5 protein-coding genes and 1 pseudogene are annotated in these 12,256 nt (G+C 67.1%); 5 read left to right on the forward strand and 1 reads right to left on the reverse strand.

What is annotated here, in order from left to right:
- Positions 1-1,479 (reverse strand): diguanylate cyclase domain-containing protein (locus GPA_RS08500; protein ID WP_049784083.1); only part of this gene is annotated, 1,479 nt, incomplete at its 3' end.
- 249 nt (positions 1,480-1,728) lie between these two features.
- On the opposite strand from GPA_RS08500, the gene GPA_RS08505 reads away from it, so the two are divergent.
- From GPA_RS08505 to GPA_RS08525, 5 genes and pseudogenes are all read left to right on the forward strand, one after another.
- Positions 1,729-2,655 (forward strand): DUF2156 domain-containing protein, encoded by a 927-nt coding sequence (locus GPA_RS08505; RefSeq protein ID WP_015539613.1) that lies wholly within the window; start codon positions 1,729-1,731, stop codon positions 2,653-2,655.
- A gap of 658 nt (positions 2,656-3,313) precedes the next feature.
- A complete protein-coding gene (gene rpoB, locus GPA_RS08510) occupies positions 3,314-6,853 on the forward strand; it encodes a DNA-directed RNA polymerase subunit beta (RefSeq protein ID WP_041239345.1) in 3,540 nt (1,179 codons plus the stop codon).
- Positions 6,854-11,275 carry a DNA-directed RNA polymerase subunit beta' gene (locus GPA_RS08515; protein WP_015539615.1) on the forward strand — a complete coding sequence of 1,474 codons (4,422 nt, stop codon included), beginning with the start codon at positions 6,854-6,856 and terminating at the stop codon, positions 11,273-11,275.
- Between the two features lie 75 nt (positions 11,276-11,350).
- The gene (locus GPA_RS08520; protein WP_015539616.1) at positions 11,351-11,839 is read left to right on the forward strand and encodes a phosphoribosyl-ATP pyrophosphatase; all 489 of its coding nucleotides are present in this window, start codon (positions 11,351-11,353) and stop codon (positions 11,837-11,839) included.
- Between the two features lies 1 nt (position 11,840).
- Positions 11,841-12,256 (forward strand): annotated as a pseudogene (locus GPA_RS08525) (phosphoglucosamine mutase); the annotation flags it as partial.

A 12,256-nucleotide genomic window follows, 5' to 3' on the forward strand; every position in this document is an offset into this window, starting at 1 on the left:
TGCCGCGGACTCGCGCGCCAGGTCCGCGAGCAGCGCGCGCACGGTCGCCTCCGTCCGCTCGATCGACCGCTCTCCCATGAGCGCCACCACGAACTCGTCGCCGCCCCAGCGCACCACGAACCCGTCGGGAAACGCCTCGCGCAGCGTCTTCGCCGTCATGCCGAGCGCCGCGTCGCCGGCTGCATGGCCGTAGCGGTCGTTGATGTCCTTGAAATCGTCCAGGTCGAACGTGATGAGCGTGACCGGCTGGCTGCCGCGATGCTCCTCCACGTGCTCGTAGAAGTAGCGCCGGTTGTACAGCCCGGTCAGGTAGTCCGTGCGCGCGGCGGCTATCACGCGCTGCTCCAGCTTGCGCTCGTTCGTCACGTCGCGGTAGATGCGCAGCACCCCCGTCGCGTTGCCGAACACGTCGAGGATGGCGCGCTCGTTGACCTCGAACGTCTTCGGCTCCCCGCGTATGGACGCCGTGAAGAAGCTCGAGTCCTCGAAGTCGTTTGCATCCACCACGGCATCCCCCAGCACGATGCGCCGCCAGCGGTCGAAGTCGCCGCCCACCACGCGCTCGCGCTTCACGTCGAAGTAGTCCTCGGCGCGCTCGTTGATGTTGACGATGGCGCCCTCGTTGTCGAGCACCACGACGGCGTAGGGCATCGAGTCGATGAATATCTCCAGCTCGGTCCTTATGTTTCCCAGATCCGTCACGTCGTGGGCCACCCCCACGGTTCCCATGACGGTGCCGTCGTAGTCGATGAGCGGCGACTTGTACGTCTTGAACTGGCGCATGCCGCTCTTCGTCTTCACCTGCTCGTCGAACAGGAGCGTCGTGCTCGAGCGCATGGTCTCCTCCTCGGATTCCAGGCACACGAACTCTCCCTGCGCGTACTCGTCGGGCGTGATGTCCCATATATAGTAGTGTCCGCGCCCCTCCACCTGGTCCTTCGTCTTGCCCACCGTCTCGCAGAACGCGTCGTTCACCTTGAGGTGGGCGCCGCGCGCGTCCTTGAACCACACGAGCTCGGGTATGGAGTCGATGGCGGTGTCGAGGTACTGCTGCGCGAGGGACAGGTCGGCGTCGCGTTTCGCCGAGCGCTGCAGCCGGGCGAGCTCGAAAGCGGCCCGCGTCGCGTCGAGCGGTCGCGTCCACAGCGCGTCGAACGCCCCGTAGTCCTCCGGCGTCCAGCATGCCGCCTCGGCGGCGTCGGCAACGACCGCCACGGCGCTGTAGAACGTGTCGAGTCGCATGCGCCGCCTCGCCATGAGGTCCGCAAGGCAGCGCGACGGCCGGGCGCCGCCCGGCGCGTTGGCGAAGAGCCGCAGGTCGACGACGGCGATGTCGCAGGAGCAGAACGCCTCGGCTTCCAGCGCGGGGAAGGCCTCGACCGCATGCTCGAACCGATCGAGGGGCGCCGCGCGGCGCAGGGCCTCCTCCACGGGCGGCTCGATGCCGAACAGGTTGATGCGCAGCGTCTTGCGGTACATGGCAGGACCTTTCTCTTGCGGTACATGGCAGGACCTTTCAACGGTTGATTGACAGTGTACTCCTTGCGTTGCGGCAGGGGGCGAACAACCGCCTTCGTTTCGGCATCCCCCGGCGTTTATCCTTGCGCGAAGCGTCCTGCGGGGCATCGGGCGTTGCGAACCTGAGGCTGTTCGCCCGCAGCGCGTTCGTCTACACTAGGAGGCCGGCGCCTATGCGCCCATGAGGAAAAGCCCCGAGGAAAGCGACCCATGGAATACAGAACGCTGCAGCTTGCCGACAAAGACGCCGTGGAGCAGGTGCTCGCGCCGCTCGGGCGCAACGACTCCGCGCTCGGGTTCGCCAACCTGTACTCGCTCACGGAGAAGTACGGCACGGAGGTCCGCCTCGAGGGGCGCGCGCTGCACGTGCGCCAGCGTCGCCGGCTCCCGGGGGCCGTGGCGTACTACCCGCCGCTCGGCGGGGAGGACGTCGTTGCCGATATCGCCCGCCTGCTGGAGGAGGCGGCCGGGGCGGGGGAGCGACCCGTGCTCGTGGGCGTGACCCCCTCGCAGCGCCAGCGCCTCGAGGAGGCGCTGCCCGGCATGTTCGCGTTCTCCACCGACCGCGCCTTCGCCGACTACCTCTACCGCACCCGGGACATCGCCGCCTACGCGGGCCCGGCGCTTGCGAAGAAGCGCCGCGAGACGAACAAGTTCTTCCAGCTCTACGGCGACGATGTGTCCTTCGAGCCCGTCGTCCCCGCCTGCCTCGACGAGCTGCGCGCGTTCCAGCAGGCTTGGCACGAGGGGAGCCGCCGCCGCGGCACCGAGGAGCACCCCCTGGAGCTGGAGCACCGCAAGATCGCGCTCGACCTGGACCATTTCGAGGCCTTGGGCCTGGAGGGCATCCTGCTGCGCATCGCCGGCGACGTGCAGGGCTACGCCTACGGGTCCCTCCTGCCCGGCGGCGCCTTCGACGTCATGGTGCTGAAGGGCAACCTGGACTTCCGCTACATCTGGCGCGCCCTCCTGCGCGAGCTGGCCCGCACCGTGGCCCCCCGCGCCGAGTTCCTCAACCTGGAGGAGGACCTGGGCCTTCCCGGCCTGCGCGAGAACAAGCTGAGCTACCAGCCCTGCGCCCTCCTGGCGCGCTACCAGGCAACCCTGGCGGGCGGGGCGGCGCCGTGTTCCGTATAGGCTGCCTCCTGCCGATTCCTCCGCGGCGCGTCGTGCAAGCCGCATCCTGCTCCAAGCCGCATCCTGCTTGATCCTGCGATGCCGCGTGGGGCGCCCGTGTGCGTGCGGAACGTGCGGTCGCGGGCGCTTGTCGGCTTAGGGGCTGTCGAGTGCCAAAAAACGGCCGGTTTGGCAATCGCCGCCGCGCGCTCTTCCGGCTGCTTGAAATACGTCGCATTCCTGAGCAGGGGAAACGTCAAGCACATGGCAGAACGCCCGCAGCTCGCGAGCGAAATGACGGCTTTGAGATTGCCAAAACGCTCATTTTTTGACCGAACCTGCCGAAAAAGAGGGCACCGCGCGCAGGGGCCTCGCGCAACGCATAGGGATGCGGCGCTTCCCTTCTTCCCATCGATCGGCCGGGCGCGTTCCCGTCGGCCGGCCGGGCGCCCGTGTCGGGGATGCCGCGCCGGCATGGGGTGCGCAGCGCGCCAAGCGCGCCAAAACCCTTCGCGCCACCAAAAAGTTTCCTCTCTATTTCCCCAGCTAAACCCGTGAAACTCCAGCAAATCACCACAGTTCGTAAAAATATTCCTTGACACCTCTTGACAACCGAAGTATTTTTAGAAATTGCGACTTTTCGCAGTTTCACGGATTTTCTTGAAGGAGGAAAAGCCTCGTGGCCCAAGCAAAAAACAGCGCTCCCACCAGCCTTTACAGGAACCGCCGCAGCTTCGCCAAGATTCCGGACGTCATGGACGTCCCCAACCTCATAGCCATCCAGACCGACAGCTTCGAGTTTTTCAAGGGCGAGGGCCTCGCGCAGGCCTTCCACGACATCAGCCCTATCGAGAACTCGACGAAGGACATGTGCGTGGAGTTCGGCAAGCACGAGTTCGGCGAGCCGAAGTACACGGTTGACGAGTGCAAGGAGAAGGACGTCTCCTACCAGGCGCCGCTGTTCGTGGAGATCCGCTTCATCAACCGCGAGACGGGCGAGATCAAGGAGCAGGACGTGTTCATGGGCGACTTCCCGCTCATGACGCCGCGCGGCACCTTCATCATCAACGGCACCGAGCGCGTCGTGGTGTCCCAGCTCGTGCGCTCCCCGGGCGTCTACTTCGCCGCCGAGCGCGACAAGACGTCCGACAAGACCATCTACAATGCGAAGGTCATCCCGAGCCGCGGCGCGTGGCTCGAGTTCGAGACCGACAAGCGCGACATCCTGTCCGTGCGCATCGACCGCAAGCGCAAGCAGCCGGCCACGCTGCTCGTGCGCGCCCTCGGCCTGGCCGAGACGCGCGAGGAGATCATCGAGCTCCTCGGCTCCGACGAGATGGTGCTGCGCACGCTCGACCGCGACCCGGCCACTACGAAGGAAGAGTCGCTCATCGAGCTGTACAAGCGCTTCCGCCCCGGCGAGCCGCCCACCATCGACTCCGCCCGGACGCTCCTCGAGGGCCTGTTCTTCAACCCGCAGCGCTACGACCTGGCGAAGGTCGGCCGCTACAAGATCAACAAGAAGCTGGGCTTCGATCCGGACTACGAGGCCTCCACGCTCACCGACGACGACATCGTGCGCACGATGCAGTACATCGTGGGCCTGCACGCCGGCGCCGAGGACTTCCAGACCGACGACATCGACCACTTCGGCAACCGCCGCATCCGCACGGTGGGCGAGCTGATCCAGAACCAGTTCCGCATCGGCCTGTCCCGCATGGAGCGCGTCGTGCGCGAGCGCATGAGCATGCAGGAGCCCGACGAGATCACGCCGCAGTCCCTGGTGAACATCCGCCCCATCGTGGCGGCCATCAAAGAGTTCTTCGGTTCCTCGCAGCTGTCCCAGTTCATGGACCAGACGAACCCCGCCGCCGGCATCACGCACAAGCGCCGCCTGTCGGCCCTGGGCCCCGGCGGCCTGTCCCGCGAGCGCGCCGGCTTCGAGGTGCGCGACGTGCACACGTCCCACTACGGCCGCATGTGCCCCATCGAGACGCCTGAAGGCCCGAACATCGGCCTGATCGGCTCGCTGGCCACCTACGCCCGCATCAACCCCTACGGCTTCATCGAGACGCCGTACCGCCGTGTCGTGGACGGCAAGGTCACGGACGACGTGGACTACCTCACGGCCGACGAGGAGGAGAACTACGTCATCGCCCAGGCGAACGACCTGTTCGACCCCGAGACGCGCCAGTTCGGCACGTTCGACGAGAACGGCGAGTTCCATGTGGCTGCCCGCGTGCTCTGCCGCACGAAGGACGCCAACGGCGTCTTCGGCGAGCCCGACGAGCTGCCGCCCAGCCAGGTGGACTACATGGACGTGTCCCCGCGCCAGATGGTGTCGGTGGCCACCTCGCTCATCCCGTTCCTCGAGCACGACGACGCGAACCGCGCCCTCATGGGCTCGAACATGCAGCGCCAGGCCGTGCCGCTGCTGCGCCCCAACGCGCCGCTCGTGGGCACCGGCATCGAGCACCGCATCGCGGTGGACTCCGGCGAGATACTCGTCGCCCAGAACCCGGGCGTCGTGGACTACGTGGACGGCCAGACCATCATCATCCTGAACGACGACGGCGAGTACGACGAGTACCTCGTGCCGAAGTTCCAGCGCTCCAACCAGTCCGGCTGCATCAACCACCGCCCCATCGTGCGCAAGGGCGACGAGGTGCAGAAGGGCGACGTGCTGGCCGACGGCCCCAGCTGCGACGGCGGCGAGCTCGCGCTCGGCCAGAACCTCATGGTGGCCTACATGCCGTGGGAAGGCTACAACTACGAGGACGCCATCATCGTGTCCGAGCGCGTGGTGTCCGAGGACCTGCTCACGTCCATCCATATCTCCGAGTACGAGATCGACGCGCGCGACACGAAGCTCGGCCCCGAGGAGATCACCCGCGAGATCCCGAACATCTCCGACGACATGATCAGCGACCTGGACGCCGACGGCATCATCCGCGTGGGCGCCGAGGTGTTCCCGGGCGACGTGCTGGTGGGCAAGGTCACGCCGAAGGGCGAGACGGAGCTCACGGCCGAGGAGCGCCTGCTGCGCGCCATCTTCGGCGAGAAGGCCCGCGAGGTGCGCGACACGTCCCTCAAGGTGCCCCACGGCTCCGGCGGCCGCGTCATCGGCATGGCGCGCTTCAGCCGCGCGGCCGGCGACGAGCTGGCTCCCGGCGTGAACGAGCTCGTGCGCATCTACGTGGCGCAGAAGCGCAAGGTGCAGCAGGGCGACAAGCTGTCCGGTCGCCACGGCAACAAGGGCGTCATCTCGCGCGTGCTGCCGCTGGAGGACATGCCCTACCTGGCCGACGGCACCCCCATCGACGTCATCCTGAACCCGCTCGGCGTTCCGTCCCGTATGAACGTGGGCCAGCTGTTGGAGAACCACCTGGGCTGGGCCGCGAAGTGGGGCTGGGACGACGCGGAGGAGACGGACGCCGTGGTGGAGGGCCCCATGCACGTGGCCACGCCCGTGTTCGACGGCGCCACGGAGCGCGAGATCTCCGATGCCATCGAGAAGGCGAACCGTAACCTCATCAACATCAACCACGCCAAGTACGGCGACAAGGCGCGCGACGAGTTCGTGCCGCAGCTGTCCCGCACCGGCAAGACGTGGCTCTACGACGGCCGCACGGGCGAGAAGTTCCGCGAGCCCATCACGGTCGGCCAGAGCTACATCCTGAAGCTCGGCCACATGGTCGACGACAAGATCCACGCCCGCTCCACCGGCCCCTACAGCCTGATCACCCAGCAGCCGCTGGGCGGCAAGGCGCAGTTCGGCGGCCAGCGCTTCGGCGAGATGGAAGTGTGGGCGCTCTACGCCTACGGCGCGTCCAACGTGCTGCAGGAGATCCTCACCGTGAAGTCCGACGACACCGCCGGCCGCGTCAAGTCCTACGAGTCCATCGTCAAGGGCGAGAACATCCCGGCCGCCGAGGTGCCCGAGTCCTTCAAGGTGCTGGTGAAGGAAATGAAGTCCCTGTGCCTGAACGTGGAGCTCGAGGGCCACGACCACCAGACCATCGACGTGACGGTGGAGTCCGAGGGACAGGAAGACGGAGACCGCGCGCTGTTCGAGGCCATCGCGGCCGACGCGCGCAAGACCGAGGAAGATGCGGCGAACGCGCTCGACGACATCGCCGCCGAACTGGGAGAGCTCATGGGAGACATCTCTGACGATAATGGAACGAACGACCTCATCGGGGATGGGGAGGAGCGATAGATGACGACGGAATTCGACGTTACCAATTTCGACGCCCTGCGTATTTCGCTTGCCAACGCCGAGGACGTGCGCGGCTGGTCGCGCGGCGAGGTGAAGAAGCCCGAGACCATCAACTACCGCACGCTCAAGCCCGAGAAGGACGGCCTGTTCTGCGAGAAGATCTTCGGTCCCACGAAGGACTGGGAGTGCGCTTGCGGCAAGTACAAGCGCGTGCGCTTCAAGGGCATCGTGTGCGAGCGCTGCGGCGTGGAGGTCACGCGCAGCAAGGTGCGCCGCGAGCGCATGGGCCACATCGAGCTGGCCGCGCCGGTGAGCCATATCTGGTACTTCAAGGGCTCGCCCTCGCGCCTGGGCTACCTGCTGGACATCCCGCCGAAAGAGCTGGAGAAGGTGCTGTACTTCGCCTCCTCCATCGTGACCTCGGTTGACAAGGAGGCCCGCGAGGAGGATGCCGACGAGCTGCGCGACGAGCTGGCCGCCGACCTTGAGGAGCTGGACGCCGAGCGCGACCGCCTCATCGAGGCCACGCGCAAGCTGTCCACGAGCTACGTGCCCGAGGACGACGACTTCGTTGACGAGGTCGACGAGGACGAGCGCCTGACGCCCGAGGAGGTCGACGAGGAGATCGCCGACATCTACGAGGAGTTCAACGAGCGCAAGGCCCTGCGCCAGGACGCGTTCGACGCCTTCATGAAGATCGAGCCGAAGCAGCTCGTGCCTGACGAGGCCCTGTACCGCGAGATGCGCCTCAACTACCGCGACTACTTCACGGGCGGCATGGGCGCCGAGTCCGTGCGCGACCTGCTGGACGCCATGGACCTGGCCGCCGTGGCCGAGGAGCTGCGCGAGACCATTGCCAACGGCAAGGGCCAGAAGCGCGCCAAGGCCATCAAGCGCCTCAAGGTGGTGGACGCGTTCCTGAAGTCCACGAACAAGCCCACGGACATGATCCTGGACGTCATCCCGGTCATCCCGCCCGACCTGCGCCCCATGGTGCAGTTGGACGGCGGCCGCTTCGCGACGTCGGACCTGAACGACCTGTACCGTCGCGTCATCAACCGCAACAACCGCTTGAAGCGCCTGCTGGATTTGGGCGCCCCCGAGATCATCGTCAACAACGAGAAGCGCATGCTGCAGGAGGCCGTCGACAGCCTGTTCGACAACGGCCGCCGCGGCCGCCCCGTCACGGGCCCGGGCAACCGCCCGCTGAAGTCGCTCTCCGACATGCTCAAGGGCAAGCAGGGCCGCTTCCGCCAGAACCTGCTGGGCAAGCGCGTGGACTACTCCGGCCGCTCGGTTATCGTCGTGGGCCCGCAGCTGAAGCTGCACCAGTGCGGCTTGCCGAGCCAGATGGCGCTGGAGCTGTTCAAGCCCTTCGTCATGAAGCGCCTGGTGGAGCTTGAGTACGCCGCGAACATCAAGGCGGCCAAGCGCTCCGTGGACCGCGGCGCCAGCTACGTGTGGGACGTGCTCGAAGAGGTCATCACGGAACATCCCGTGCTGCTGAACCGCGCACCTACCCTGCACCGCCTGGGCATCCAGGCCTTCGAGCCGGTGCTGGTCGAGGGCAAGGCCATCAAGCTGCACCCGCTGGTCTGCACCGCCTTCAACGCCGACTTCGACGGCGACCAGATGGCCGTGCACGTGCCGCTGGGCGCCGAGGCGCAGGCCGAGGCCCGCGTGCTCATGCTGTCCGCCAACAACATCAAGTCGCCGGCCCACGGCCGTCCGCTGACCGTGCCCACCCAGGACATGATCATCGGCCTGTACTACCTCACGGCCGCCCGCGACGGCTTCGAGGGCGAGGGCCGCGCGTTCATCGACTTCGACGACGCCATGAACGCCTACGACGCCCGCGCCGAGCTGGACCTGCAGGCCAAGATCTGGGTGCGCCTTTCCAAGGACACGCAGGTGGCCACGGCGTACAACACGTTCGAGGACCACAAGGCGGGCGAGCGCATCGAGACCACCATCGGCCGCATCACGTTCAACAACGTGCTGCCCGAGGACTACCCGTACCTCAACTACGAGATGAACAAGAAGGAGATCAGCCGTCTCGTGGAGGACGTGTGCAACCGCTACGAGCTGTCCAGCGTGCCGCCCATCCTGGACGGCCTCAAGGACGCGGGCTTCCACTACGCTACGCGCGCCGGCGTCACCGTGTCGGTGTACGACGCCACCGTGCCGCCGAACAAGGGCGAGATCCTGGCGGCCGCCGACGAGAAGGTCGCGGCCATCGACGAGGACTACGAGATGGGCCTCATGAGCCAGGAGGAGCGCCACAAGCAGGTCGTGGACATCTGGAACGCCGCCAACGAAGAGGTCGGCGAGGCCATGGCCGAGAACTTCGACAAGTTCAACCCCATCTACATGATGGCGTTCTCCGGCGCCCGAGGCAACATCAAGCAGATCCGCCAGCTGGCCGGTATGCGCGGCCTCATGTCCGACCCGAAGGGCGAGATCATCGACCGACCCATCAAGGCGAACTTCCGCGAGGGCCTGTCGGTTCTGGAATACTTCATCTCCACGCACGGCGCCCGTAAGGGTCTCGCCGACACGGCGCTGCGTACCGCCGACTCGGGCTACCTGACCCGCCGCCTGGTGGACGTGGCCCAGGACGTCATCATCCGCGAGATCGACTGCGGGACGACCGACGGGGTGCCCTATCCGCTGCACAACGACAAGGGCGACGTGGACGACAACCTCATCGGCCGCTGCCTGCTGGAGGACGCCAACGGCGCCGACGGCACGGTGGTGCTGGCCGCGGGCGAGTACGTGGAGCGCATGGACCAGCTGCGCGCCATGGACGAGGCCGGCATCGACACGGTGGTCATCCGCACGGTCATGACCTGCCATGCCGAGCACGGCGTGTGCCAGAAGTGCTACGGCTGGGACCTTGCCACGAGCCGCCCGGTGAACATCGGCACGGCGGTGGGCATCATCGCCGCCCAGTCCATCGGCGAGCCGGGCACCCAGCTCACCATGCGCACGTTCCACACCGGCGGCGTGGCCGGCGAGGACATCACCCACGGTCTGCCCCGTGTCCAGGAGCTGTTCGAGGCGCGCAAGCCCAAGGGCCTCGCCGTCCTCGCGGAGATCTCCGGCACGCTGCAGATCGCGGGCGACAAGCAGTCCAAGACCATCACGATCCACGACCAGCAGGGCAACTTCCGCGAGTACGTGGTGAGCGCCCGCGCCCAGATGCTGCCGGGCGTGACGGACGGGTGCGAGGTGCACGTGGGCCAGCAGCTCACCAAGGGCTCCGTGAACCCGCACGACCTGCTGCGCCTCACCGACCCGAACACCACGCTGCGCTACATCGTGAGCCAGGTGCAGGGCGTGTACGTGAGCCAGGGCGTGGACATCAACGACAAGCATATCGAGGTCATCTCGCGCCAGATGCTGCGCAAGGTGGCCGTGACCGACGCCGGCGACTCCGACTACCTGCCGGGCCGCCAGGTCAACCGCTTCGAGTTCGAGGACGAGGCCAACCGCCTCATCGCCGAGGGCAAGGAGCCTCCCGTGGGCCAGCCGCTCTTGCTGGGCATCACGAAGGCGTCGCTCGCCACGGACTCGTTCCTGTCGGCGGCCTCCTTCCAGGAGACCACCAAGGTGCTCACCGATGCCGCGATCGAGGGCAAGACCGACCACTTGGCCGGCCTCAAGGAGAACGTCATCATCGGCAAGCCCATCCCGGCGGGCACGGGCCTTCCGCGCTACCGCGAGGTGGGGCTCACCTACAAGGGCCGCCCGGTTTCCGGCGTGCAGGGCGAGAACCTGCCCGACTTCGCCCCCGAGGCGCTCCGCGAGATCGAGGAGCTGCTGCCCCAGCCGCAGGACTGGTCGCTTGACGGCGACGGCTACCTCAACATGGGCACGAACTACGGCAGCTACTACAGCGGCCTGTCGCTCGGGCACCGCGGCCCGCAGCTCACCGACGAGGACGCGCGCCTGTACATCTACGACGACTTGGGCGTGTCGCAGCGCTGGGCCAACAAGTTCAGCGAGGCGGGCATCGAGACGGTGGCCGACCTCGTGGGCCACACCGAGGAGGACCTGCTGCGCATCGAGGGCATCGGCGTAAAGGCCATCGAGGAGCTGAAGGAGGGGTTGGCGGAACGCGGCCTCTCGCACGTGATCGAGGACGACCTCGCCGCCACGAGCGACGACATGTCGCAGCTCTTGGACATGGTGTTCTCGCCCGACGACACCATCCTCATCGGCGGCGACGAGCCTCCGACCTTCAACACCGAGGGCGAGGACATGCTGGGCGAGGCCCTGCCGCCCCGCTCCTACCAGCGCAACTTGGAAGAGCTGGACGCGCTTCTGGGCTCCGTGGGGTCGCTCGGCTTCGGGCTGACCACCAAGGAGGACGAGGAAGCCGCCTCCGAGGATGCCGAGGACGACGACATCGAAGAGTAGCAACCGGGGGCGCGCCAAGGTGCGCCCCCTTTTCATGCGGCGTCCTGTCAGGTTCAAGAGATCGAAAGGCACGACATGTCCGATAAAACCTACCTCCCGGCCGGCGAGACGCCGCCGGCCTCGCAGATCGGGGCAACGCTCGAGGCGCTTGCGGCCACCATCGCGGCGCGGCGCGACGCGGGGGAGGAGAGCTACACGCACCGCCTGCTCGCCGGCCCGGCCGATGACGTGCTGAAAAAAGTCATGGAGGAGGCGGGGGAGACGGCGCTCGCCGCCAAGGACGTGGAGTCCTGGGCCACTTCGTCGCTCGCCGCCACGCTGGCGGTTGTCGGCGCGGACGTGGACGACGCGCTTTCCGTAGAGCTGCCGCCCGAGTACGATGCGGCGGTGGACCACCTGCGCTACGAGGCGGCCGACGTGGTGTACCACCTGCTGGTGGCACTGGAGCGCTACGGCATCGGCCTCGACGAGTTCGCCGCCGAGCTCAACACCCGCATGACCGACGCGGAGCGCCCGCAAGGCGCCGTCCGCCTCCACGACGAACATATCAAAAGGGGGAAGTAACATGGCACGACTTTTCGGGACCGATGGGGTTCGCGGGGTGGCGAACACGCAGCTCACGTGCGACCTCGCCTTCAAGCTCGGCCAGGCGGCCGTGGCGTTCCAGGGCAAGACCATCCTCATCGGCAAGGACACGCGCCTTTCGGGCGACATGCTGGAGTCGGCCGTGGCGGCCGGCATCATGTCGATGGGCGGCACGGCGCTTCTGGCCGGCATCATCCCGACGCCCGCCATCGCGCTGCTCGTGCGCGAGCTGCACTGCGATGGCGGCATCGTCATCTCGGCCTCGCACAACCCGCCGGAGTACAACGGCATCAAGCTGTTCGACGCCCAGGGCTTCAAGCTGCCGGATGCGGTGGAGGACGAGATCGAGGCGTTCGTGGCGCGCGGCGGCGCGGCGGCCGACGAGCTGCCGGCCGG

Source organism: Gordonibacter pamelaeae 7-10-1-b, from assembly GCF_000210055.1.
Classification (GTDB): domain Bacteria; phylum Actinomycetota; class Coriobacteriia; order Coriobacteriales; family Eggerthellaceae; genus Gordonibacter; species Gordonibacter pamelaeae.

Coding starts and splice junctions, on each gene's coding strand:
- GPA_RS08505 (WP_015539613.1), top strand. CDS start 1,729: ATGGAATACAGAACGCTGCAGCTTGCCGACAAAGACGCCGTGGAGCAG.
- GPA_RS08515 (WP_015539615.1), top strand. CDS start 6,854: ATGACGACGGAATTCGACGTTACCAATTTCGACGCCCTGCGTATTTCG.
- GPA_RS08520 (WP_015539616.1), top strand. CDS start 11,351: ATGTCCGATAAAACCTACCTCCCGGCCGGCGAGACGCCGCCGGCCTCG.